Raw genomic sequence first — 24,610 nt, 5'->3', positions numbered from 1 at the left:
TAATGTTTCATGGCTCTTATCGTTTGGTAATATTTTTACTGAAAACTCTACCGTCTTTTAGTGTAAAGCGTACAATATACACTCCCCAATCATATCCTGTCATGTTAATCTTGGCTTGCTTGTTAAGATCAGGTGTATTCTGCTGTTGGAATTTCCAGTGAACTATACTATGCTGGTAGAGTGAAACAGATTCTATCAATCCATCTACTTGTTCTGTCCAGTCAATAGTTAGCACATCGTTTACTGGAACGGGGTAAAGCCTGATTTGTTTCCAAAAATAAGCTTCATCTATCATCTGTGATTCTGGCTTAGTTTGAGCTGCAGCAATGATTTTGGATTCAGTTTTTGCAGACTCTTGTGTTGTTTTTTCAGCTATATTAGTTCCTCTATATCGTTGGTTTCCTGCTTCATCATATTTGAAATAAACTTCTGTTTGTGAAAAACCGAAGAAGCCCACCATCAGAGATGATAGTGATAGTAATTTTCTTTTCATTTGTGATTCTTTTTATTTTGATAAAAGCTGTTGAACCTGTTGTTTCAACTTTTCAAGTTCTTTGGATTGATTTTCTAATACTTCAATCTTTTTTGACTGTTGTTGTAATTTCTTGTTTTGCTCAATAGAATATAGTGTTAATTCCTCAATCTTCTCAAGAAGTTTGGAGTTCATGTCAGCAACGTTAATTCCGTTTTTGAGTACTTCCTGAGCAGTGGGAATGTTTGGTAAATGTCCTTTTTCAATAATATGTCTTTCAACATCCTCTAAAGATCTCAGTTGATATTCTTTTTTAAATACATAATCAGCCCATACATTAGCTTTTACTTCAACTTCTTTAGCTTTAATTTTACCATCAAATCTGGCAATGGCGTTGTTGAAAAATTTGACCCATATTCCATTATAAGAATCTTGAATACCGAAATAAGTGGAACCGTCATTAGCATCATTAGGCTGAGCAATAATGATATTATGGTTTTTTCCTAAATTTCTAAGAACAGTATCTCCTGCTTTATCCGAATAACAACCATCACATCCAGCCTTAGCAATTTGAAACCTCCCTAATGAATTAGCAACTTCAACAAGAGTATTTTCACTATTATAAACTTTTAGTTCTGCTGGAGAAGCCGTATCAGTATCATTTAAACCGATTCTTACATCTCCCGATGGTAATAAACGAAATCCTGCATTATTATTAGACTTCAATATTAAAGGTTGATTATCTATAGTCCCAATGAAATTATTGGATGGATTAGTCCCTGAATTTCCTGTTGTATTCCAACTTTGTGCAAATGTAAATGATGACACTAGTAGCGCCATCGAAAATAATTGTTTTTTCATAATTGTGTATGTATTAAATGTTTATATTTTAATTTTCCTGCAAAAGTACATTTTCCATTTCACAATAAAAAGATTTATTTAATCGATTTAGTTTGAACTTTATCTGTTCCTTTAGCAATTAAAATGTTATAATGCAAAGCTATCACGATACAACGACTAGACTTGACGTATTAAATTTTATTTAAATTATTTACTATAAATTCTACGTAAAATGCCCCCATTTATACTTGGTTTTATTATTAAGGCGTAATTTTGGTTATATCTGATTCTAATTTAAAGAAAAAGATAACTTTAAAAAGCTGTCTAAAACACAAATGCTTAAAAACCGCAGTGCTCACTGAGCATTCTCAAAGTGACTAATGTAGATAAATAAAATTTTCACGAAATGTGAAATAAAAAAATATAGATTATTTAATTTGGTGATACTGTGATCAGTATAATTTTTCAGTCATTACTTCCTTAGACTCCTTGTTTTTTCAAAACGCTTGTCGTTTGTTGCTCCTTAGTTCAAGATTCTTCTATAAAATGAGGAAAAAGTATCTGTAGAATCCAGTAAAATATTATTTTCAAAATATGTAAGTGGTTGATATTAGAAATAATTGGAAGGTCTATTCTTAGGATATATCTTCGCGATGAAGAAAGGTCTTTTTTTGTTGATATATCAGGAAAATTTACTATTATAATAAGAATGCTTTAGAATGCGTCACAACATCATTAAAAATTATAAAATATACTTGTAAATTCTTTATTCATAGTGTTTGCATAGAAAAGAAAAACTATGTACTTTCGGAAAAGCTCAAGATTTTTTCTATTTGTTCCGGAAGAGATTTAAGCAAAATGGTAAAAGCGCTGATGTGATATTATTTTTGAAGAAGCCGTTTTTGGGGGCAAAACCCTGAGCAATGAAATTTTTTAAAAGTTTTACTAAAAAGTGATGTTTTGAATAAAACCTGAATATTTATAATAAAGAAAAATAAGTTATTTTTTACATGTGATTAGTACATTTAGTATTGATAGGACTCTTTGCCTTATTCACAGTAGGAACTCTCGTGAAGAAAAAAATTGAAGGATTTATGGAGTGTGAATCGTTTAAAATGGGAATTGAGGCGGAAGATTAACCATCTCTTTATTAAACCTGGTAAGATTTCTTACTTGTTTTTTAATGTGTGGAAATTGCCTTAGAAATGAAGATTTTAACACAAAAAAATAAATTATTTTCAACTGTAGGGACAGCTTTATAGGAATTGTATAAATTCAGAATGTTAAAATTGAAATTCCATTTGAAAACCAATACTTTTTAGACCACATTATTGACCTCTTTTACTATGATTAATTTATTCCAAAATGACGTGATCAATATATCCAGAATTTACACCATAACAATAATTGTATTTTAAAACGTTCGTTTTATAAGGCATAATTAAAATTAAAAATATCAAATCAAATTAGTCCTTTTTTCCGTTTTATTTAATAGTTTATGCAAATAATCCTTATTTAAAACTAAATTTATGATAGTTGGATATGCTAGAGTTTCAATCTCACATCAAAATATCTCTACACAAATCGAAATCTTAGAAAAAAATGGATGTGAAAAAATATTCACAGATATAGCTAGTGGTGTTCGCGAAAACAGAGCGGGATTAAATGAAATGCTCACTTATTTACGAAAGGGAGATATAATAATGATATATGAGACAGACCGAATATTTCGTTCTCTTAAGAACATGATAGGGCTGATTGAAAAGTTTAATGAGAAAGGAATTCTTTTCAAAAGCATAACTGAACCAGCCTTTGACACTACTAGTGCAAATGGTAAATTTATAATTCAAATTTTTGGAGCTGCTGCTGAATTTGAGAAAAACTTAATTAGCGAAAGAACCAAATCAGGGCTGGAAGGAACAAGACGAAGAAATAAGCTTTTAGGCAGACCAAAAGGGCAGGTAAAAAATCATTGGAAAAATACCAGTATGCGAAACATCTTTACGACAATAAGAATATTCCGATTGATAAAGCTTGTAAACAGGCAGGGCTTAGTAAGACAACTTTTTATCGAATTGACAAAAATCAAATAGCTTGATTTGTAAATTTAAAAAGAAATTTTTAGTAAAATGGCAAAATATACGATCAATTAGGAAAAAAAGGAGAGCAAGTAAAACCATGACTTATTTATCAACCGATGGTATTAAATTATTACTAAAGCAAATACCTAATAAAAGCAGGGAGTCAATACGAGATTTGGCTATGCTTACTTTGCTTTATGATACCGGATGTCGTGTTCAGGAGTTGATTGATTTAAAACCTTCGTGTATTCGATTCGAATATCCCTGCCATATTCGGGTAACTAGTAAAGGTAATAAACAGCGAGATATACCATTAAAAAAAGAACAGTTAGAGTTTCTACAACAATATATCGATGAATACAATCTCAATAGAGCGGAGTTTCAGAAAAAAGAATTGTTTTTTAACAGGGCTAGAGGTAAGCTTACGACGGCTGGTGTTACTTATATTCTAAAAAAATATGCAGATGAAGCTAGGAAGGAGAATGGTTCTTTAATTCCAAAGCAAATTAGTCCTCATATTATACGACATTCAAAGGCAATGCACCTTTTACAAGGTGGTGTGAATCTAGTTTATATAAGAGATTTTTTAGGGCATGTAAGTATACAAACAACAGAGATTTATGCACGAGCTGACTCGAAACAAAAAAGAGAAGCGTTGGAATCTGTTTATGAAGATGTGGTTCCTGAAAAGGGAAAAAAAGGTTCTTGGGAAAATAATGATGGGTTAAAGGATTTTCTTAAAAGCCTGGGAATATAACTTTAAAGTTTTTCTGTTTTCCAGATAATAACCAAAATGATCACATTTTTTAAATAATTTTTCCGATTCTTAAATCATCTTTGTGGATAACTTTTTTAAAAATAACGTAATAACAAAAGTGACTATGAATAAAGATTTTTAGATAATTAAGTTGCAAGGAAATATTATGTCAATGTTGAAAAGAGAATAATTTTGTAGGAGAATGGATGAACCATTGAATATTTGTACGTACATTTGTTCATCAAAACGATATATCAAAATGATATTTTATTTTGGAAAAACCAAAAACCTCCTAAAAGGAGGCTTTTAATTAGAACAGTTCTTATTTCTTTTTTGAACGAGTCTCAATCGTGTCAAACAGTTGAATAAGAATTATTAAGAGTTCTAATAAATTAGTAAAATCTTCCATTATGGAAAAAAAATTATAAACTCGAGGGCTCAATCTCGAGTTTATTTGTTTTCAAAGGTATTAAAGACTTTTTGTATTAAAAAGTTAGTTATATAAAAAGTTTTCCACATTTGCATAGAATACAATACGTTGTTTTTACAAACTTTTGAAACACAATTATTAAATTGTTTGTTATGATATTAAACAATGTTTAAATTTTACCTTTAATAAAGGGTGGTGATATTAAACACTGACGTTAGTTGATAATTATGATCTAACTGAAATTTCTATTGATAAATTTAAATAATCTAAACTTTTCAATTTTTTTTAATCTAAACTATAATATCAAAAAGAAATATACCATTTAAAATGAAAATAAAACTTATCACCGCGGAGGCTGAGAAAATCATACTAAAGAAATAATTAGCTTGCAAAAAATTAAGAAGAAAATTAGGGTTGATACCCTGAAAATGAGTACTTTTAACAATATCCAATGAAGGTTCTTAAAAGTAGAACCATTAAAAACTATTCATGAAAAAAAATCTTCTGTTATTTCTACTTCCGGTTTTGCTGCTTTCCTGTAAAACACAGAAATTAGATAATCAATTCTCAATTGTTGATATAGGTTCTACACAAATTTCCACTTTTGCTGAAATCATAAATAATAAGCCTGAAAATCCGGATGAAATTCTTGTGAGAAAAATATATATCCCCAACAAAGAATTATGGGAAGGATATTTAGGTGATGAGAATGATTTTTTAAAATGGACCAATGAAAAAGCTTTATCTCAAGCTGATCTCTGGAAAGAAAATAAAGAAGTAAATTCTCAAATACTTTCTGATGAATTAAAGAAATATGCTAAGGAAATGTCTGTTTTTACAGGATATAAACCCAAAGGAAAATGGTATCTTGTATATGGTCCTGCTTTTACAGATTTAGGAGGATTGTCCAACGGAGTAATGTTAATTGACCTTGCCAATAAGGTGAATATTAATAATAATATTATTATCAATCTTTATCCGCATGAACTTAATCACCAAATATATTCAGTAACTAAACCACAGACAGAAAAAATTGTTCTGGACAGGATCATTGATGAAGGATTTGCGACCTACGTAAGCTATATTTTTCACAAAAAGAAATATACAAAAGCTGATGAACTGAAATATACAGAAGAAGAATTCCAATATTGTATCAGTAATGAGGATAAACTAATTGGTCTTTTAAAGAAATACTATTTGTCTAATGATGAAAATCAGTCAAGAGATTTTGCCAGTAGAAATTATAAAATAGGAGAAAAATATCCTGGGGCAATCGGTTATTATTTAGGGTTCAGAATTGTGGAAGAATTCGTTAAAAGAAATGGAGAAGATTCCTGGAAAAAGATTTATACCATGAAACCTATAGAAGTTCTCGAACAAAGTTTCTTATTAAAATAAAATCAATAAAACACTCAAATGACAAAAATTAAAATTATTCCATTAGAAGGAATTGAAATTGAAAATGTAGGAAAACTTCTCTTGGGAGAATCAAAACCCAATATTAAAAAATTGTTGGGAAAACCATCTGGAATTTCAGATAAACTACAGTCTTATTATGATGATTACGAACTTAGGATTGATTTTGATAACAATGGAAATGCAGAATTTATAGAATTTATCTACGGTCCTTTTCCTGAAAAAACTGAACTTGAAATTTTTGGGATCAATCCGTTTCAGATCGGAGCTAATGAACTTGTTACTTTGCTTTCAGAGAAAAATAATGGCAAAATAAATGATCGGGAAGCAGAATATTGTTATATGTTTTTAAATCTTTCTGTCGGAGTTTGGAGACAGACAACGGAACAGGATGTAGAAGATGAAATAGCAGACATGAAAGCTAATAATGAATATGAAGAAAATAAAGAATGGCTGGAAGAAGATCTGAAAAAAGCAAGAAACTTCTGGACTATAGGAATCGGAATAAAAGATTATTACAAATAGTTTTCATTTCAGAAATAGAAAAAATTTGAGCTTACATAATGCTAAAAAAGTATTAAAAAGCATAAAGTTTTAATAAAGGTAAGCCTTGGTTCTTTGAGCATAAGAACTAAGGCTTATTTTTATACCCTAACTAAATAGAACTAATAAAAAACGATCCATGAAAAAAGTATTTTTAATATTTATACCTCTATCCTTTATCGGTTGCAATTCCACAAAGAAAATATCAGATTCTGAACGTGAGAGAATCGTTTCAGAACTTGATTATATTTCAAAAATAGATCAGGAATACGCAAGGATTCCTTCAGAAGAGATGACCAGAAAATATGGAAAAGATAAAGTATGGAAAATCTTTGAAGCCAAAAGAGATAGTGTAGGAAAAGAGAACCAAAACAAGATTAAAAAGTTGTATGCTCAGTATGGCTTTTTAGGTTTTAAGCAGGTCGGAAAAGAAAATACTACCAAATTTTGGATTTCCGTTCAGCATGCTGATGACGACGTTGATTTTCAAAGAGAAATTCTTAAAGCTTTGAAAAAAGAAATAAAGAAAAATAATGCTCATAAAAATGAGTATGCATTATTGGAGGATAGAGTAGCGATTAATTCTGATCAAAAACAAAGATTCGGAACACAGGTTACTTATAATAAAGTAGGACAGGCAGTTCCCAAAAATGGTTTGACTGATAGTGTGAATGTCGAAAAACTAAGAGCGGAATATGGTCTACCCTCGTTTAAAGAATATTATAATTTCATGACAACTTCACATTTTGAAATGAATAAAGAATTGTTCCTTAAAAAAGGAATTACAGAACCAAAGCTTTACCAATAAAATTGAATATCTAAACTTTTGTTTTTCAATGGTATCTCTAAATGTTTAAAACTTAATGTAACATAATCAGGAAAACGAGAGTCTTATTAAGAGATATTATAACTAACACACCATGAAAGAATCCGTTTTCGTAGCACTTTTTTTAAGCATTCCATTTTTGGGGTATAGCCAAACCGCCGAACAGTCAAAAGCAATTGATCATTATGTGAAAAAGGTCATTCAGATCAATGAGATTCCGGGAATGGCGGTAGGAATTGTAAAAAATGATAAAGTAACATTCCAGCAATATTACGGGCGTGAAAATCTGGAAAATGATAAGAAAGTGAGCGCCACATCCATGTTCAGGGTATTCTCTATTACAAAACTTATTGCCAATATAGGTCTTTTTAAACTTATTGAGGAACGAAAAGTATCGCTGGATGATAAAATTTCAAAATATGTAGACAACCTGCCCAAAGGCTGGCAAAACATACAGGTGAAGAATCTTCTTTCCCATTCTTCGGGACTTCCGGATATGTTTGATATTACAGATTTCACAGAAAAAGCAACCCCTAATGAGGTTATAGATCGCTTATCAAAAGAAAAAATAGAGTTTGAAGCCGGAGATCATTACCGGTATAACCAGACCAATTACCTTTTGATTACAATGATTATTGAAAAAATGACAGGAAAAACCTTTGAAGAATATATACTGGAAAATCAATTTCCGGACTCTAAGAATCAGGTGGCATTTTCTTCCAACTCGGTGGAAGAAATTCCTAATAGAGTAGTGAGGTATATTTATAATCCGGAAAAGAAGCAATATGAAAAATTAATGGCTATTCATGGGCTAAGATCTCATTCGTCTAATGGATTGGCGGTTACCCTTCCGGCTTTTTTACAGTGGAGTATCCATTTCAGTAAAAATGATTTCCTGAAACCGGAAACCAAAACAATGATGTGGAAACCATTTGATTATAAAAATAATGATTGGGAATTCGGGCATGGTTGGGAAATTACGGATTCTAATAATACAAGATCATATGGTTTTTCCGGGGGAAATGTAAGTGCATACAGTATCTTTCCGGATCAGAATATGGCGATTATTGTGATGTATAACGGAAGTAAAGGATTTCCAGTAATGTATCAGATGGTAAATCATATTGCAGGGATTATAGATAAAAATCTTAAGGATCCCTATACATTGGCTGAAGAAATTGCCATTTCGGAACCGCTTGCTCATCCTGATCTGAAAAAGAAAATATATGGTTATAGGATAAAAGACGACAAAGTGATTTTTTTCTATCAATATCCTAAAGATGAAAGTACAGAATTTGTTAAAAGCATTTCAGTAGCAGGTTCATTTAATAATTGGAATATGAATGATTCTTCTTACCAGATGACTCTCAAAAAGAATAATACTTTTGAAGTTGCAGTTCCAAAATCTACTTTTGAAAAAGGAAAAAATTACAGCTTTAAGTTCGTAATGAATAAAACCGGATGGCTTACAATTCCTTACAATACTTTGAATATTGATGGGACGAAGGATAATAATTTAACTCTGACAATCAATTAAGACATAATCTTTAAATATAACGTAATCATGCTCAATAATAAATATCTGACCTTTGCTTTTCTATTGTTTTCTTCGATAGCTTTTTCACAAAATGACAAAAATGTAATTCAAATTCCTAAACAGTTTTCAGATCATAAAAATATGACTAAAGCTGTGAAAAATATCAACACACAATTCAAAGACTATGCTATCGTTGGGTTAGGAGAAGGAACACATGGAACCAAAGAGTTTAATGAAATCAGAAGTGAAATTTCAAAACAATTAATTAATAAAAGTGATTTTAGAATCATAGCTTTTGAGAGCGCTTATGGTGATGCTTCATTTCTTAATGATGCGGTGAACTCTGATGAAGATTTACATGTTGCTTTAAAGAAATATATAACTTCCATCTGGCAGACAAAAGAGATCTATGATCTGATGATGTGGATCAGAGAATATAATAAAAGCCATAAAGACAAAGTCATTATTTCCGGTTTTGATACCGATGTTCTTACCAATAGTGCAGAAATTCTGAAAAAATCTATCGGTCTGGGAAAAGAATATGCTGAGATAACTGATGAGATTAGAAAAAAAGCCGTGTTACAGGATGAAATGTGGGAAAAACAGAACGATCCATCTTTCAAACTGGATATGAAAGCAGTTATAAAAAATGGAACAGAAGGATTCTTGCTAGTAAAAAAGGCAGATAGTCTTTATGGGAAAAAGATAGACTTAAACTCAAAGCTGGCTTTATATAATCTTGAACAAGGCTTTAAAATTCCTTATGAAGCCAGTAAAAAAAACTATGATGTGTCCAGAGATCTTATTATGGCTGAAATGATTCAAAAAATTCAATCCGGATATCATAAGAAAATGATTCTTTTGGCTCATAACGCCCATATTGCGTTAAAACCTATCATTGTAGACGGAATGGGTGGATACCTAAAAGAGAAGTATGGACAACAATATTATGCTTTGGCAACTTCTACAGCCCTTGGAAACTATAGTGCTACAACTGATCCACGTGCAGTGAAAAATAATAAATACACTTCTTATCCGCTTCCAAAGCAAATGGAAAATAGCTGGGAAGAAAAATTAGTAAATAATAAATACGAAAATTATTTTGTTAATTTTAACGGGAACTCAGGAAATACATACGGAGAATCTTTTAAAATGAGATTTGTTGGGTATGGTCCCATTACTCCTGCAACCGAAAAATTTACGATCACAGAACCTCTAAAGCTTAATGAAAGCTTTAATGGAGTAGTTTTCATCAAACAGACTAATGCATCAGAACACTTATAAAACTAATTAAGTTTTTAATGATTTTCAATGGATATTTGAATCCATTAATAGCAGTCTGGCTTTTTTAAGTTAGACTGTTTTATTATATCTTTGCAATATGATACGAATTACAAAAATTTTTACATTCGAAACAGCCCACGTACTTTACAATTACGATGGGAAATGTAAAAATATGCATGGACATTCCTATAAGCTGTTCGTAACAGTGAAAGGAAAACCGATTAATGATATTGAAAACCCTAAAAACGGGATGGTAGTTGATTTCGGAGATATCAAAAGTATCGTAAAATCTGAAATTGTAGACGTATGGGATCATGCCGTTCTTGTAAATGCCCTGTCACCGCATAAAGAATTGGGAGATGATCTTGAACAGAAAGGTCATAAAGTAATTTATTGCAGCTTCCAGCCTACCTGCGAAAATATGTTGTACGCCATTGCCGCAAAAGTAAAAGCAAAACTTCCGGAAGGAATTTCCCTTGCTTATCTTAAACTTCATGAGACGGAAAACTCTTATGGAGAATGGTTTGCAGAAGACAATCAGTAATTTTCATTCCCTAAAACTCAGACGGTGTTAAAAACAACAATTAATTTAGAACCTGGAAAAAAAGTATACTTTGCTTCAGATCAGCATTTTGGGGCTCCTACACCTAAGGAAAGCCGAGTGCGTGAAGAAAGATTTATACGCTGGATGGATGAGATCAAAGAAGACGCTCAGGTTTTATTTTTAATGGGTGATCTTTTTGACTTCTGGCATGAATGGAAGCATGTGGTTCCCAAAGGATATGTGCGTGTTCTGGGAAAAATTGCAGAACTGAAAGATCGTGGAATACATATTTATTTCTTTGTAGGAAATCATGATCTTTGGATGAAAGATTATCTGGAAGATGAAATTGGCTGTACCGTGTTTTATCAGAAACAATATTTTGAAATGGGGGGTAAGCAGTTTTTACTCGCCCATGGAGACGGACTGGGACCAGGTGACAAAGGATACAAAAGAATGAAAAAAGTATTCACAAATCCGATAGCACAATGGTTCTTTAAATGGCTTCACCCAGATATTGCAATGAAAATTGCATTATACATGTCTCAAAAAAATAAGATGATCTCAGGAGAAGAAGACAAAGCATTTTTAGGAGAAGATAAAGAGTTTCTCATTATTTACTCAAAAGAAAAGCTGAAGACTCAAAAGATCGATTATTTCGTATATGGGCACAGACATCTGCCAATGGTCCTTGATCTGGGACAGAATTCAAAATACATCAATCTCGGAGACTGGATTTCCTATTTCACGTACGGTGTTTTTGAAAAAGATTTTGAGCTGAAAGTTTTTGATCAATAAAACAAAAAAATTACCCCTAAAGAGAGGTAATCTGCGAACAGGTCGAAACCCATTCTTGTTTTTAATCCATATTCCAAATAAATAATTGCAAGAATTTTACCAAAGTGTTATTTTGGTATTAAAAAATTATTAAATAAAAATATTTTTATTGATAATCGCTTTGTTTCAAAGCAGTAGAACCTCAAAAAATTATGGAGCTTAAGAGTATATTCAACATACAAACAGAGCAGGATTTCCTGAATGCAGCATTGAAAACATTTCATTATCAGTATGAAAATGTTGAGATATATAGGAAGTTCGTAGATTTTTTAAATATCAATCCGGATGAGGTTGACAGCCTGGTGAAAATTCCTTTTTTGCCCATAGAAATGTTCAAAAATCATCAGATTCTGGATAAAAATGTAACAACAAATCTTTTCTTTCAGAGTTCAGGAACCACACAAATGAATCTTTCAAAACATTTTATTGCTGATCCAGCTTTGTATGAAGAAAGTATTTATAAAAGCTTTGAACAGTTTATCGGAAAACCTGACGATTTTATTTTTTTGGGCTTACTTCCAAGCTATTTGGAAAAACAAAACTCATCGCTGATTTACATGGTAGATTACCTGATGAAAAAATCAGCAAAGCCGGAAAACGGATATTTCCTTTACAATCATGGTGAGTTATTTGATCTGCTGAATACATTACAGGATAAAAAAGTAATTCTTTTTGGAGTTTCTTTTGCCTTATTAGACTTTTTAGATTATTGCCAAGCCGAGAGAAATGAACCACTAAGCTTTCTGGAAAACTTAATCGTGATTGAAACAGGCGGAATGAAAGGAAGAAAAGAAGAAATGACAAAGGATGAGCTTCTGAAGATTTTGCAGAAAGGTTTTAAAACGGATAAAATCTATTCAGAATATTCAATGACAGAACTTCTTTCACAGGCATATTCTCTGGGAAATAACGAATATAGCTGCCCTAATTGGATGAGGATTATGATCAGAAATGCAGAAGACCCTTTTTCTTACGAAAAAGAGGGAAGGACTGGTGCTATTAATATTATAGACCTTGCAAATACTCATTCATGCTCTTTTATTGCCACTCAGGATCTTGGGAAAATATTGGGAGAAAAATTTCAGGTGCTGGGAAGAATAGATCATTCCGATATCAGAGGATGCAGTCTTTTGGTGAGTTAAATAAAACGTAAGAATTTCTAATCGTTAAAGATCAGGTTATTGATATCCATTAACATCATTAAATAAAGAATGATCAAAATAGAAGAACTTGTTCACGCCTATATTCATGCACACTGCGATTTTGAAAAAGAACTCGTACTGACTAACTATTTTCAGGCAGATTGGGAAGCGGATGTACTCATTATTGATGCTGATGGAATAAGCCATGAAATTGAAATCAAGCTTTCTAAAAGTGATTTTAAAAATGATTTTAAAAAATCATACCTCAATAAAGATACCGGAGAAAAGTTTCTGAAACATGATAAAATTTCCTGCGGAGATTATGTGTGTAATACTTTTAGTTTTCTTTTGCCCATGGGAATGGTAGAACCTAATCTTATCCCGGAACATTGCGGAATCATTGAATTTTATCATAATGTAGACACATGGGAAACTGAATTCTATTTTATTCGCAAACCCAGAAAACTACACGAAGACTCTTACTGGAAACTGAATGATAAAGATCTTTTCATCAGAAAAATGGCGCTTAATTTACTCCAGCGTAAAATGGAAATCAAAGGAAAGCATGAAGAACTTATTTTCAGAAATCCTTTTGATATTAAGAATAAAAAATAAAAAATCCTGCCGCCTGACAGGATTTTTTTATTATTTAGATTGTAAGATTAATCAGTTATTTCGGCAGTATCTCTCTGAAGTAAGAATTTGTAGATTAATCCACCTACAATTCCTCCTAAGATCGGAGCTACCCAGAACAGCCAAAGTTGTGACATAGCAAGTCCGCCAGTGAAAACAGCCTGAGATAAAGATCTAGCTGGGTTTACTGAAGTGTTGGTGATAGGAATAGAGATTAAGTGGATCAAAGTAAGTGCAAGACCAATAGCGATCCCTGCAAATTTACCATTAGCCCATTTATCTGTAGCACCCATTATGACAATCAGGAAGAAAGCTGTTAGTAAAAACTCAGCAAGAAATGCAGCTCCCATACTAAATGCTTTTCCGTTATAGACCGCTTCGCCATAGAAATTGGTAGCAAAAGCTCCCGGTTGGGAAAAATCAACGACTCCGGCTCCGTTAAGAATTGTGTATAGACATCCTGCTGCAACAAGCGCACCCAGACATTGAGCTACAATGTAAGGAATAAGGTCTTTTGCAGAAAATCTTCCTCCAGCCAGAAGTCCAAAAGAAACAGCCGGATTAAAATGCCCTCCGGAAATGTGTCCTACCGCATAAGCCATAGTAAGAACAGTAAGACCAAAGGCTAAAGCAACCCCTAAAAGTCCAATGCCGATATCGGGAACACCAGCTGCGAAAACAGCACTTCCACAACCACCGAAAACAAGCCAAAATGTGCCGAAAAATTCAGCAAAAAGTTTTTTTATCATGTTGTTTATTTTAAAAATGTAACTCAAATGTAGAATTTATATCTTAAAATAAAAAGTTAAAACTGAAAAAATATTTCAAAATTAAGTGTGTAAAAATTATAAATTCAGCAATTTGGTTTAATGTTTGTTTGGGATTTATTTGAATACTCTTGTAGTCATAGTTGGAGGATATAACATAAATGATTTATCCTTCATTAGTAATTTAAAGTGGTGGTTAATGAAAAAGTTTCTTTGTGTGGTCTTTGTACCTTTTATTTATAGTTTACATTATTCGCAGGCAGCCAAAAAAAGTCTTCCCTGCTATGATCTTTCGACTGTTTTAAAAGTGGAGCCTACAGCACTTTATAAACCCCATCTGGATGCTTCAAAAAGTTTTGGAGTAAAACTCCTGAAAGATTCTAAAATTGTACAAAAGTATATCGGTAACGGAAAATTCCATAAAATAAAAAAATCTGGAAAAGGATTTCAGGTTCAAAAACTGGATTACAGCAGAGCTTATATGGTCTCTAAAGCAAAAACTACTTTAGAGAATATGGGTTCCAAATTCAGTAAAGCAACCAAAGGAGGAACTTTTACCGTTTCATCTATTACCCGAACTTTGGAAGATCAATGCCGTTTAAGAAAGGTAAATTCAAATGCTTCATTAGGAATAAGCTCTCACAATTATGGTAATTCTTTTGATATTTCATATGTAAGATTCAATAATGTTTTGAAGTATAATCCCAAAATGGAAATAGCGCTGGAGAAAGTTTTAAAGCACTATGCGGATGCTGGTAGAATATATTACATAAAAGAGAAGCAACAAAGCTGTTATCATATTACAGTGAGAAATTATTAAGTTAAATTCCTACTTGCACAGCATGTTTAGTTTGTATAATTTTATACACCTAAAAACCATGCTTATGACAACATTAAACATTCTAGATTACATGCTTCCCGTAAAGGAATGTGGAGAAGCTACAAATGAGTGGAATCTTTGCCGTTCTGATTATTCACGGTTAAAGGATATTATTCCTACCAATTTTGTTTTTAATATTTCTGAAAATCATCTTAATTGGATGAGAGGTTTCAGAGAATATCCTGAATTCTGTGCAGCAGTAGGAGTGTATAATAGACGTTTGGTTCTTATTTTCTATCCCATGGATTCTGAAGGTAAGAGAATCGTGGAAAAAGAATATCCATACACTTATCTTACTGAAATGGTTTCTGATCTTAAGCTTCAGGAAATTCAGGAGTATACCATTGTGAAAAACACAATTCTTTCCAAAGGTTTTGAAAAAATAGAGAAAGATGCGGATTTAGCTTTTCCTATCTCTAACAAACCGGTTCTGGAACAGGATAAAGCAGTAGAAGCTATTGAGAAATGGAGAGAGTCCGGCATGGATTGGTTTTATAGAGAATATAAAGAAACGGAAGGAATAGGAATTTTCAGAAAGTTCTATGTTCCTACAGCAGATTTATGTCTTGATCAATATTTAACAGGTATCACTTGTTCTTTTGGGCTTAAATACAACGATATTTATGGAAAAATGCTTGTGACATTGATCTTTATTTCTTTCCGTGAAAATCTTCAAGGGTCTGAGCGTTCACAGATGATTTCCAATACTTATGACTGGGCAAAACCATGTCCTCCAATCTGCCGTATACCGGATGTAGATGTAGGAAATGAATTTTAAAATATAAAATAAGGAATGGCAGATCTTTATAAGACGATTTTATTCCTGAACTATGGATTGCTTCTGGCTGTTATACTGTTGGGAGCCAATAAATACCGTATATTAAATCATAAAGAAAAGCAATATTTTCACTGTATTGCTTTTCTTTTTTTTATTGAATTTTTGAATCTTGTTCTGCCTTATATTTTTAAGCTGGATGATACGTCATTTCTTTATCCGTTTTATATTGGCGGAGAATTTTTTTTGCTGACAGGATTATTCATCAGGAAATTAAACCTTCCAAAATATCTTTTGGGAATAAGCGGAATATTGGCAATAGCATTTATGATTTCAAAATACGGGTTCAATTATCCTGCAAATGCTGATATTGCTAAAGTAGTTTCAAATATTATCATTATTTGTCTTTCAGGATTTACTCTGATTCGCGAGATAAAACATACATCAGCTGATAATCGTTTCCTTTTTGTGGACGCGAGTATTTTTTTCTACTATTCAGTTTCAGTATTTATTTTTATTGTTCAGCATCAGATCGCCAATCTTTCTGAAAACAGTTATTATATTCTTTTCAGTGCCAATAATATTCTTTCCAGTATTTTATACTGCTCACTTTTATATACCTTCATCAAATTAAAGAAGTAACTTTAAATATCAACCTGCTGATTCTTATAATTGTTACCATAGCAATTATAGTTTCTTTTATTATGCTTGCCTACAGAACTTTTATAAGAAGAATTATTAAAGAAAAAAATGTGCAGCATGAAGCAGAAGTTCTTCACCAGAAAAAATTAGTTCTTGAAAATATTAAAGCTCAGGAAGAAGAAAGAAAAAGAATAGCCGTCATGATCCACGATGATATTGGAAACCGGCTTAATATACTTTCTCTATGGTTGAATAATCTTGATACTCAAGGTGATGAAGTAATCAAGGATAATATTTCAAGTCAGATGTCATCACTTATTGATGCGGCAAGAAGTATTTCGCACTCATTATATCCTGTTAACCTCGAATCTGTAGGATTAGTACTCTATGTAGAAGAATTGATTGCCAATCTTTCACATAAAATTAATATATCTCTGAAGGTAATGCCGGGATATAAAAAGAAAGATATTTTCGTGGAAGTACAGTTGTATAGGATTATTCAGGAATTTACAACCAATGTGATCAAGCATTCAGATGCTACAGATCTGTGGATTTATATTAAAGATTATCCGCAAAATATGGCAGTCGTTATTTCAGATAACGGACAGGGATTTGAATATGAAGAAGTGAAAAAAGGAATGGGAATCAAAAATATTGAATCCAGAATCAAATCTATGAATGCCATCCATAAATGGAAGAAAACTTTTTTAAATAAAGGAAGTCGTTTAATTATTAAAATTCCAAAACAACATGAGTTCCCAAATCAAAATAGCACTGATTGATGATGAACAGCTGATCCTTGAAGGTGTAAAAATGCTGCTGTCTAATGAAAAGAACATTTCCGTCTGTCTTACCTCAGATAACGGTCCTGATTTTATTGAATCTCTCGAAAAACTGACCCCTACAGAATTTCCGGATATTGCATTGGTAGATGTTCAGATGAAACCCATGAACGGTTTTGAATTGGTAGAAGTTCTTAAAGAAAAATATCCCGATCTGAAAATCATTATTTTGTCTTCTCATTATAAAACCTCCATTCTCGGATACATGGTTAAGCTGGGCGTTTCTGCTTTTCTTCCCAAAAACTCAAACAAAAAGACATTTATCGAGGCAATTACTATGGTAGATAAAAACGGAGTTTTCTTTACCGCTGAAGATCATCAGATGCTATTCACTTATATGAACAGTTCAGCCAAGAAAAATTCTCTTTTTGAAATAGCAGACGAACTTTCGGAAAGAGAAAAAGATGTCGTGAAACTGATCTGTCAGGAATTTACAAACAATGAAATTGGAGAAAAACTCTTCATCAGCCCCAGAACGGTTGAAAGCCACAGACAGCGTATCCTTGAAAAAATTGGAGCAAAAAATACTGTGGGAATAGTCATTTACGCCATTGTCAATAATATATACTCTCTTGAAAAAATATAACCTGATTCCGTAGAAATACGGAATTTTTTATTTGGTACTTTCCACTCTAGCTTTAGTCTCCTTTCTTCCGTTATTTTGAAATGTCTCAGATAGGGATTTTGAATAAAAACATAAATGAGCAGGGAAGCCTGTAATATAAATGAATAAAAACTATGGATGACAGCAGAGTGATTTCCGTCGGAATATTTTTTGACGGTACGGGAAATAATGGTATTAATGCCCTTTCATCGGATAAGCCAGTGAACAATAATGAAAGTTATCATGGAGCTTTTACCAATATTTTTAAACTATATCAATCATTTAACGGAAACGAAAAAATATATATCGAAGGAATAGGAACAATCGTAGGAAGTGAAGATAATAACTTTGCCATGGCGACATGTGCCAATCCCCCTTATGGAAACGGATACTCCTCAGACGACAAACTTCAGAAAGCTCAAAGATTTGTAGAAAATGTGATCGGTAATAGAAATTTTGAATATCACTTTTATCTCTATGGATTCGGAAGAGGAGGAATGCTGGCAAGAACATTTTGTAACCAGCTTTTATCTTATTACTGTTCTGGAAATATAAAGATAAAATTTTTAGGAGTTTTTGATACAGTAGAATCCAAACCTTTTAATACCTATGATCTAAGTCTTTCCCATCATGTGGAAAATGCTTTTCATATCTGTGCAGTAAACGAATCCAGATTTTTCTTTCCATTAACAGGTTTTTTTGAAAGCTCAAAATCGATGAAGGATCAAAAATCAGACAGTCACACTGCTGCCTGGAAAGAAATTTTTGTTCCCGGTGCTCATGCAGACATTGGTGGTGGATATCTGGAAGGACCCCAGTCGGTTTATATTTCTACAGACTTTGTAAACCATGATGATCTTGAAAATTATGTGAAAGATATAAGGAACGCAAAAAAAGATGTGGCGGGAAATAAAATCTGGGATGCCTTACTTTCAGGATATAAAATTGAAAAAGAAGAAGTCTTTTTACAGGCATATGTTTGTAGAGATAAAGTATATAATGAACTTTCAAAAGTGTACGGAAAATTAATGCTGGAAGAAACCAATGCAATATCTCCCGTTTTTGATGTAAATAATTCTTTTGAAACAAACTACAGCAGACATCCATTTCTTGAAGTATTATCTAAAGAATTAAAAGATTACGTGAAAAATATTTCAAACGGGAGAAAGCCAAAATATAATTATGATCAGTTAACCGATTATATCCATATCTCAGCAAATTTTGGTTTATATAGTAAAGGTCTATTGAAAAGATCTGAATATGAGATCAATGTCGAACTTCTTAATATCGGGTTAAATGTTTCCAGCAGTACTACCGTAGATCAGGACAGCGGTGCAAGGCTTTCTGTAGAACTTCATCTGCCGGAAGACAGCTTCGTAGCAGATTTTCTGTACGGAACCAATGTTCCCAATAATGATGTTTGGATTCGTTCAATCATGAAAGCTGCAGTAAAAAAAAAATTAAATGAAATGAATTATTATTGTTAGTACTTCTCAATTTTAAATTTAGGTTATTGAGGGCATCCGATCTGGTGCCCTTTTTCTATCCTTAATGATTGATACATTTGACTCCCGATTCTGCTATTCATTTCTTTTTCCGTACTTTTGCCCCGAAAATTCATTATTCATTAATTATTAATTACAAAAATGCTTTCGGTTCAAGGTTTAGGATTACACCATTCAGGAAATTATTTATTTCAAAACGTAAATTTCACCATTAAAAAGGATGATAAAGTAGGTCTCGTAGGAAAAAATGGAGCGGGAAAATCCACTTTATTGAAAATGTTATCAGGGGAAATTAATTTCTTCGAAGGAGACGTTGTGACCGAAGGAAGTGTTACAATTGGTTTCTTGAAGCAGGATCTTGACTTTGTAAAAGGAAGAACCGTTTGGGATGAGACAATGCAAGCTTTCGAGCAAATCAACGCTTGGAAAAACGAGCTTGAAGAAGTTAACCACCAAATGACAACCAGAACCGATTACGAAAGTGATTCCTATACGGATCTGATTAATAAAATGACCGAGCTGAATGACCTTTTAATGAACCATGATGCCTACAATCTGGAAGGTGATATGGAAAAAGTATTATTCGGTTTAGGATTTAAAGCAGATGATTTCCAAAAAATCACTGATGAATTTTCCGGAGGATGGAGAATGAGAATCGAATTGGCAAAATTACTTCTTCAAAAGAATGATATTATGCTTCTCGATGAGCCTACCAACCACCTTGATATGGAATCTATCATTTGGCTGGAGAACTTCCTGAAAGATTATCCGGGAGCTATCGTTCTGGTAAGTCACGATAAGCAGTTCATGACAGCGGTTTGTAACAGAACATTCGATATCAACAATAAAAAGGTTGACGATTATAAAGCCAATTATACCAAATATCTGATCATGCGTGAAGATCGCCGTGAAAAACTGATTCAGGCTAAGAAGAATCAGGATGCGGAGATCAAACAGATGGAAGATAACATCAACAAGTTCCGTGCAAGTGCAACCAAAGCATCATTTGCACAGTCTTTGATTAAAAAATTAGATAAAATCGAGCGTATCGAAGTTGATAATGAAGACGTTTCAAAATTCAATATCCGTTTCGTACAATCTATGGTTCCTGGAAAAATCATTTTTGAAGCAGACCATTTAGGAAAAGCTTACGGGAAAAAACAGATTTTTGATGATGTAGACTTTATCGTTCAGAGAGGAGACAGAATTGCCCTTTTAGGACAGAACGGACAAGGGAAAACGACTTTAGCCAAAATTCTTGCCGGAGATATTAAAGAATATTCAGGAACATGGAACCTTGGTCATAACGTAAACATCGGGTATTTTGCTCAAAATCAGGAAGAGGTTTTAACACCAAACAAAACTGTTCTGGAGGAAGCAGAGGATGCAGCTACAGAAGAAACAAGACCTCGAGTAAGAGACTTATTAGGATCTTTCTTATTCCAGGGAGATGCCGTTTCTAAGAAAACAAAAGTGCTTTCCGGAGGAGAAAGAAACCGTCTGGCACTTTGTAAATTATTGCTTCGTCCTTTCAATACATTGATTATGGACGAACCTACCAACCACTTGGATATTCAGTCTAAGGAAATTATTAAGTTGGCATTACAGAATTTTGAAGGAACATTAATCGTAATTTCTCACGACAGAGAATTCCTTCAGGGACTTTGTGATAAAATTTACGAATTCCGTGATGGGAAAATGAAAGAATTCCTTGGAGATATCAATGAATACTTGGAGTACAGACAAAAAGAAACCATCAGAGAAATTTCTGCAGAAAAAGCTAAACTTCACAAAGAAGAAGTAAAAGTAGAGCCTAAGAAAGTAGAAGAAAAACCAGTTGTTAGTAACAGTCAGGCATCCAATATTTTTACTAAGGAGCAGAAAAACATTCAGAATAAGATCAAGAAAGTAGAAGAGAAAATTTCCGAACTGGAATTGAAAGTTGAGGAAATGGAAGCTTCTTTTGCTAAGGAAAATCCTTCCGATGAAACTTTAGAAAAATATAATAAAGCTAAAGAAGATCTGGATAACGCACTACAGGAGTGGGAGTATCTGGGAACTCAGCTTGATTAAAAAATATAAATGCTTCATCAACTCAAAAGTGGTGAAGCTTTTTTTTGTAACAAATATTTAGATGTTTCGACGTATTGTTAGCAAATCGTAAAAGTAATTTAATGGAAGTTTAGGCTAAAAATTAAATTATTTTCCTAATTTTGAAAAATGATTAAAGAAAGCAGAAACTTAAAAAGGTTTATCTCCAGGCTATTGTTTGGAGTGTATTTCCTCGCGCTGCTTTCTCAAAGCTTTCACCATCACGAATCAGCAGATTTTTTTAAAGCATTCAACATTAAGAAAGTCGAAAATTCAATGACGAAAGCTACACCTAAAGAGAAAGCTGGCGACTGTCTGGCTTGTCATTTCTTGGCTACCGGGCATACATTGGCTCCTGAAGAGTTCAGCTTTAGCTTTGAGCATTATACGCACGAAGTAGAGCAAATCATTGCCATTCAGGAGAAAATTTGGTCTCAGACCAAATTCACTTTTCAACTTCGCGGACCACCCGCAATTTCATAATCAATATATTCTTATTGGGTTTAGCTCTATACCATAGAGTTTAATGTTCAAAACTTGAAGTTTAATATTTAAAGTTGTTGAAAAACAATGATCAGTTTGTAATGAGGAAATATCCGGTTACTTACCTGTTTAAATATTTTAACTTCTCGCTTAGTGTTCATTCATAAATTTCTTATTGTCCATTATATATTGTACAAAGAAGTTTTCGCCCATTCAACAATTTTTAACGAAAAATGTACCCTTCTATAAAAGGGTATACCATCAATCTATTTACAATGAAATTGATATATTGCCTGCTGCTGATCTTTTGTGGATCAGTATTTACAAGTGCACAGAAAACTTACACTGTACAGGGAACCGTTCAGGATTTTCATGATAAGACCATGCTTGAAAATGCGGTGGTTAAAATCGGGAACTTTACAGTGAAAACAGATAAAAAAGGAACGTTTTCCTTCAATAAAATCCCTGCAGGGAAGTATACACTCATTGCCAAACATCCTGATTGCAATGATTATACTGAAAATATAGGAGTTGATAAGGATCTTCACATCAGCATTACCCTTGAACATCACGCAGGTGACATTGAAACCATCACCTTACACGGAAGCCATAAAAATAAAGGTTCCGTAATGATGAAAACTTTGGATAAAACAGATATTGAAAGGAATTCTACAGAAAACCTTGGAAATATTCTTGCTAAAATTTCAGGAGTTGCCGTATTAAAAACAGGAAATAATATTACAAAACCTGTTATTCACGGTCTTTATGGAAGCCGTATATCCATTATGAATAACGGTGTGAAGCTGGCAGAACAGGAATGGGGAGCAGAGCATGCACCCAATGTGGATGTGAATGACTTTGAGCATATCGATGTAATTAAAGGAGCATCCGCACTGAAATATGGAAACGACGGAGTAGCAGGAGTTGTACTTCTGGAACCTGCAATTCCTCCAAAGAAAGATACACTGATGGGAAATATTAAGCTTTCAGGAATTTCTAACGGAAGAGGAGGCGAGATTTCAGCAAATGCATTAAAATCATGGGAAAACGAGTGGTTTGTAAAAGCAGGAGGAAGCTATAAAAAACTAGGAGATATCTATATTCCGCACCATACTCTTCAAAATACCGGAGCAGAGGTGAATTCATTCAACTTTTCATTCGGGAATCACGGGTTTATGCAGGGGTTTGATGTTTCTTACAGCGGAATTAATCAGGAATTCGGTATCTATAGAGGAGCTCACCTTGGAAATAGTGCAGATATCTATCGTGCAATGCATCTGGGACAGCCTTATTTCCTTGATGATTTTAGTTATGATATTGGATATCCTAAGCAGAAAGTAGAACACCATATTGCTAAAATTTCAGCCTATAAACGCTTTGCAGATTTTGGAAAAATTACTTTTCAATACAGTTTCCAGTTGAACAAACGTAGAGAATATGATATCAGAAAAGGAAGTCTTAAAGATACCCCTTCTATGGATTTAAGGCTGATTAGCCATTCAGCAAGTCTTACCCATCTTATCGAACGTTCAAAATGGAGCCTTGAAAGTGGAATTTCAGCAGGTTTTCAGGATAATTATCCCAACCCGGCAACAGAAGTCAGACGTTTGATTCCGGATTATTACCGTTATGATGCAGGAGCTTTTTCTGTATTTAAATACCGTTTTAGTCCAAGATTGAATGCTGAAGCCGGTGTAAGATATGATTTCAGCAGATATGACTCCTACAAATATTATGATTCCAAAGATTGGAATGATAAATATGCAGATGTTTTCCCTCAATTTTATATAGCGGAAAGCGGAAGCAGAACTTTATCACGTCCTATTTTTGATTATCATAATTTTTCAGCAAATGTTGGGTTGAACTATAATCCATCCAAAGACTTTGATATCAAATTTAATTTTTCAAGAATGAGCAGAACACCGAACCCTGCAGAATTATTTGCAGACGGGCTTCACCATTCTGCCGCAATCATTGAAAAAGGAGATTTGAGAATCAAAAAAGAAGAGATTTATAATGCCAATCTTTCATTGACAGGGCGTTTCAATGTTTTGAAAGGATTACAGATAGAAGCCAATCCGTATGTAATATTCTCTGATAGTTTTATCAATCAAATTCCTACAGAAATTCAGAATACAAGCAGAGGAACTTTTGCTGTTTGGACTTATCAGCAGGTGAAAGCCAGAATGTACGGAATAGATGCAGATGCACAGCTTAGTATTTCGGATAATCTGAAATGGACAACTGGCTTCAGTGCATTGAGAGGAGATGATTTAACCAATAATGAACCTCTTATTCTGATGATGCCGATGAGCCTTAGAAACTCACTGGAATTTAAGCTGAATAAGCCGTCCAATTTCTATATCAGACTTGAAAATGAAAATTCTTTCAAACAAAACCGCTTCCCGATCAGGGATCAGTCGGTACAATTGATAGAAGATGGCGAATGGGTGACTAAAATAATAGATTACAGTACACCTCCTGCCGGATTTTCAATATTTCACGCATCTATTGGTGCAGATCTATTTAAAAACATGAATCTGAATTTCAGAATCAACAACATTTTTAACAAAGAGTACAAGGAATATCTTAACAGACTAAGATATTATATGCCGGAACCGGGAAGAAATTTTGTGGTTACTCTTAAATACAATTTTTAACTCTTATTATTTAAAATTTAAA

Annotated in this window: 23 protein-coding genes and 1 pseudogene; 21 read left to right on the top strand and 3 right to left on the bottom strand. The window is 33.0% G+C overall.

All coding sequences use genetic code 11. The annotated features are described in order from the left end of the window. Positions 1–16: 16 nt before the first annotated feature. Entirely contained in the window at positions 17–493 is a 477-nt protein-coding gene (locus BBI01_RS12505) for a T9SS type A sorting domain-containing protein (protein ID WP_065395008.1), read from the bottom strand. 12 nt (positions 494–505) lie between these two features. Continuing rightward, positions 506–1,333 carry a cell wall anchor protein gene (locus BBI01_RS12500; RefSeq protein WP_083190098.1) on the bottom strand — a complete coding sequence of 276 codons (828 nt, stop codon included), beginning with the start codon at positions 1,331–1,333 and terminating at the stop codon, positions 506–508. 1,508 nt (positions 1,334–2,841) lie between these two features. Here BBI01_RS12500 and BBI01_RS12495 point away from each other — a divergent pair. The 12 genes and pseudogenes from BBI01_RS12495 to BBI01_RS12445 form a co-directional block, all read left to right on the top strand. After that, positions 2,842–3,189, top strand: a pseudogene (locus BBI01_RS12495) (recombinase family protein); the annotation flags it as partial. 95 nt (positions 3,190–3,284) lie between these two features. Further along, positions 3,285–3,410: a helix-turn-helix domain-containing protein gene (locus BBI01_RS23085; protein WP_228394000.1), complete on the top strand. Its 126-nt coding sequence runs from the start codon at positions 3,285–3,287 to the stop codon at positions 3,408–3,410. Positions 3,411–3,490: 80 nt separating this feature from the next. Continuing rightward, positions 3,491–4,150 (top strand): tyrosine-type recombinase/integrase, encoded by a 660-nt coding sequence (locus BBI01_RS12490; RefSeq protein WP_123862145.1) that lies wholly within the window; start codon positions 3,491–3,493, stop codon positions 4,148–4,150. A gap of 919 nt (positions 4,151–5,069) precedes the next feature. Next, entirely contained in the window at positions 5,070–5,978 is a 909-nt protein-coding gene (locus BBI01_RS12485; RefSeq protein ID WP_065395005.1) for a gliding motility protein GldB-related protein, read from the top strand. An 18-nt stretch (positions 5,979–5,996) separates the two neighbouring features. After that, positions 5,997–6,521 (top strand): hypothetical protein, encoded by a 525-nt coding sequence (locus tag BBI01_RS12480; RefSeq protein WP_065395004.1) that lies wholly within the window; start codon positions 5,997–5,999, stop codon positions 6,519–6,521. Positions 6,522–6,678: 157 nt separating this feature from the next. After that, positions 6,679–7,347 carry a DUF6624 domain-containing protein gene (locus BBI01_RS12475; RefSeq protein WP_065395003.1) on the top strand — a complete coding sequence of 223 codons (669 nt, stop codon included), beginning with the start codon at positions 6,679–6,681 and terminating at the stop codon, positions 7,345–7,347. Positions 7,348–7,459: 112 nt separating this feature from the next. Continuing rightward, positions 7,460–8,902, top strand: coding sequence for a serine hydrolase (locus tag BBI01_RS12470; RefSeq protein ID WP_065395002.1), 1,443 nt, complete (start codon positions 7,460–7,462; stop codon positions 8,900–8,902). Between the two features lie 27 nt (positions 8,903–8,929). Next, entirely contained in the window at positions 8,930–10,186 is a 1,257-nt protein-coding gene (locus tag BBI01_RS12465; protein ID WP_065395001.1) for an erythromycin esterase family protein, read from the top strand. Positions 10,187–10,283: 97 nt separating this feature from the next. Next, the gene (locus BBI01_RS12460; RefSeq protein WP_065395000.1) at positions 10,284–10,730 is read left to right on the top strand and encodes a 6-pyruvoyl trahydropterin synthase family protein; all 447 of its coding nucleotides are present in this window, start codon (positions 10,284–10,286) and stop codon (positions 10,728–10,730) included. Positions 10,731–10,754: 24 nt separating this feature from the next. Next, on the top strand, positions 10,755–11,525 hold the full coding sequence (locus BBI01_RS12455; RefSeq protein ID WP_065394999.1) for a UDP-2,3-diacylglucosamine diphosphatase: 771 nt from the start codon (positions 10,755–10,757) through the stop codon (positions 11,523–11,525). Positions 11,526–11,716: 191 nt separating this feature from the next. Beyond that, positions 11,717–12,706, top strand: coding sequence for a LuxE/PaaK family acyltransferase (locus BBI01_RS12450; protein WP_065394998.1), 990 nt, complete (start codon positions 11,717–11,719; stop codon positions 12,704–12,706). 69 nt (positions 12,707–12,775) lie between these two features. Beyond that, positions 12,776–13,321: a hypothetical protein gene (locus BBI01_RS12445; protein ID WP_065394997.1), complete on the top strand. Its 546-nt coding sequence runs from the start codon at positions 12,776–12,778 to the stop codon at positions 13,319–13,321. A gap of 47 nt (positions 13,322–13,368) precedes the next feature. Here the strand turns inward: BBI01_RS12445 and aqpZ are convergent, their stop codons facing one another. Further along, positions 13,369–14,085, bottom strand: coding sequence for an aquaporin Z (gene aqpZ, locus BBI01_RS12440; RefSeq protein WP_065395408.1), 717 nt, complete (start codon positions 14,083–14,085; stop codon positions 13,369–13,371). 220 nt (positions 14,086–14,305) lie between these two features. On the opposite strand from aqpZ, the gene BBI01_RS12435 reads away from it, so the two are divergent. The 9 genes from BBI01_RS12435 (at position 14,306) to BBI01_RS12395 (ending at position 24,588) form a co-directional block, all read left to right on the top strand. Then, on the top strand, positions 14,306–14,926 hold the full coding sequence (locus BBI01_RS12435; RefSeq protein WP_065394996.1) for a DUF5715 family protein: 621 nt from the start codon (positions 14,306–14,308) through the stop codon (positions 14,924–14,926). A 64-nt stretch (positions 14,927–14,990) separates the two neighbouring features. Continuing rightward, the gene (locus BBI01_RS12430) at positions 14,991–15,764 is read left to right on the top strand and encodes a hypothetical protein (RefSeq protein WP_228393999.1); all 774 of its coding nucleotides are present in this window, start codon (positions 14,991–14,993) and stop codon (positions 15,762–15,764) included. 15 nt (positions 15,765–15,779) lie between these two features. Beyond that, positions 15,780–16,403, top strand: a complete 624-nt coding sequence (locus BBI01_RS12425) for a hypothetical protein (protein ID WP_065394994.1) — start codon at positions 15,780–15,782, stop codon at positions 16,401–16,403. Between the two features lie 62 nt (positions 16,404–16,465). Continuing rightward, positions 16,466–17,185, top strand: a complete 720-nt coding sequence (locus BBI01_RS12420) for a sensor histidine kinase (protein WP_228393998.1) — start codon at positions 16,466–16,468, stop codon at positions 17,183–17,185. Further along, positions 17,154–17,831 (top strand): response regulator transcription factor, encoded by a 678-nt coding sequence (locus BBI01_RS12415; protein ID WP_065394992.1) that lies wholly within the window; start codon positions 17,154–17,156, stop codon positions 17,829–17,831. The genes BBI01_RS12420 and BBI01_RS12415 overlap by 32 nt, the downstream gene beginning before the upstream one ends. A gap of 152 nt (positions 17,832–17,983) precedes the next feature. Then, the gene (locus BBI01_RS12410; RefSeq protein WP_065394991.1) at positions 17,984–19,336 is read left to right on the top strand and encodes a phospholipase effector Tle1 domain-containing protein; all 1,353 of its coding nucleotides are present in this window, start codon (positions 17,984–17,986) and stop codon (positions 19,334–19,336) included. A gap of 159 nt (positions 19,337–19,495) precedes the next feature. After that, entirely contained in the window at positions 19,496–21,427 is a 1,932-nt protein-coding gene (locus tag BBI01_RS12405; RefSeq protein WP_065394990.1) for an ABC-F family ATP-binding cassette domain-containing protein, read from the top strand. A gap of 147 nt (positions 21,428–21,574) precedes the next feature. Further along, a complete protein-coding gene (locus BBI01_RS12400; protein WP_065394989.1) occupies positions 21,575–21,928 on the top strand; it encodes a hypothetical protein in 354 nt (117 codons plus the stop codon). Between the two features lie 275 nt (positions 21,929–22,203). After that, positions 22,204–24,588 (top strand): TonB-dependent receptor, encoded by a 2,385-nt coding sequence (locus BBI01_RS12395; RefSeq protein ID WP_065395407.1) that lies wholly within the window; start codon positions 22,204–22,206, stop codon positions 24,586–24,588. Positions 24,589–24,610 lie beyond the last annotated feature (22 nt).

Source organism: Chryseobacterium artocarpi, assembly GCF_001684975.1.
GTDB classification, from domain to species: domain Bacteria; phylum Bacteroidota; class Bacteroidia; order Flavobacteriales; family Weeksellaceae; genus Chryseobacterium; species Chryseobacterium artocarpi.
This window is presented reverse-complemented; position numbering and strand designations above follow the sequence as displayed.

What these genes read in the sequence shown, in the direction of transcription:
- BBI01_RS12505 (WP_065395008.1), bottom strand. Translation starts at nt 493, where the DNA reads ATGAAAAGAAAATTACTATCACTATCATCTCTGATGGTGGGCTTCTTC.
- BBI01_RS12500 (WP_083190098.1), bottom strand. Translation starts at nt 1,333, where the DNA reads ATGAAAAAACAATTATTTTCGATGGCGCTACTAGTGTCATCATTTACA.
- BBI01_RS12490 (WP_123862145.1), top strand. Translation starts at nt 3,491, where the DNA reads ATGACTTATTTATCAACCGATGGTATTAAATTATTACTAAAGCAAATA.
- BBI01_RS12485 (WP_065395005.1), top strand. Translation starts at nt 5,070, where the DNA reads ATGAAAAAAAATCTTCTGTTATTTCTACTTCCGGTTTTGCTGCTTTCC.
- BBI01_RS12480 (WP_065395004.1), top strand. Translation starts at nt 5,997, where the DNA reads ATGACAAAAATTAAAATTATTCCATTAGAAGGAATTGAAATTGAAAAT.
- BBI01_RS12475 (WP_065395003.1), top strand. Translation starts at nt 6,679, where the DNA reads ATGAAAAAAGTATTTTTAATATTTATACCTCTATCCTTTATCGGTTGC.
- BBI01_RS12470 (WP_065395002.1), top strand. Translation starts at nt 7,460, where the DNA reads ATGAAAGAATCCGTTTTCGTAGCACTTTTTTTAAGCATTCCATTTTTG.
- BBI01_RS12465 (WP_065395001.1), top strand. Translation starts at nt 8,930, where the DNA reads ATGCTCAATAATAAATATCTGACCTTTGCTTTTCTATTGTTTTCTTCG.
- BBI01_RS12460 (WP_065395000.1), top strand. Translation starts at nt 10,284, where the DNA reads ATGATACGAATTACAAAAATTTTTACATTCGAAACAGCCCACGTACTT.
- BBI01_RS12450 (WP_065394998.1), top strand. Translation starts at nt 11,717, where the DNA reads ATGGAGCTTAAGAGTATATTCAACATACAAACAGAGCAGGATTTCCTG.
- BBI01_RS12445 (WP_065394997.1), top strand. Translation starts at nt 12,776, where the DNA reads ATGATCAAAATAGAAGAACTTGTTCACGCCTATATTCATGCACACTGC.
- BBI01_RS12435 (WP_065394996.1), top strand. Translation starts at nt 14,306, where the DNA reads ATGAAAAAGTTTCTTTGTGTGGTCTTTGTACCTTTTATTTATAGTTTA.
- BBI01_RS12430 (WP_228393999.1), top strand. Translation starts at nt 14,991, where the DNA reads ATGACAACATTAAACATTCTAGATTACATGCTTCCCGTAAAGGAATGT.
- BBI01_RS12425 (WP_065394994.1), top strand. Translation starts at nt 15,780, where the DNA reads ATGGCAGATCTTTATAAGACGATTTTATTCCTGAACTATGGATTGCTT.
- BBI01_RS12420 (WP_228393998.1), top strand. Translation starts at nt 16,466, where the DNA reads ATGCTTGCCTACAGAACTTTTATAAGAAGAATTATTAAAGAAAAAAAT.
- BBI01_RS12415 (WP_065394992.1), top strand. Translation starts at nt 17,154, where the DNA reads ATGAGTTCCCAAATCAAAATAGCACTGATTGATGATGAACAGCTGATC.
- BBI01_RS12410 (WP_065394991.1), top strand. Translation starts at nt 17,984, where the DNA reads ATGGATGACAGCAGAGTGATTTCCGTCGGAATATTTTTTGACGGTACG.
- BBI01_RS12405 (WP_065394990.1), top strand. Translation starts at nt 19,496, where the DNA reads ATGCTTTCGGTTCAAGGTTTAGGATTACACCATTCAGGAAATTATTTA.
- BBI01_RS12400 (WP_065394989.1), top strand. Translation starts at nt 21,575, where the DNA reads ATGATTAAAGAAAGCAGAAACTTAAAAAGGTTTATCTCCAGGCTATTG.
- BBI01_RS12395 (WP_065395407.1), top strand. Translation starts at nt 22,204, where the DNA reads ATGAAATTGATATATTGCCTGCTGCTGATCTTTTGTGGATCAGTATTT.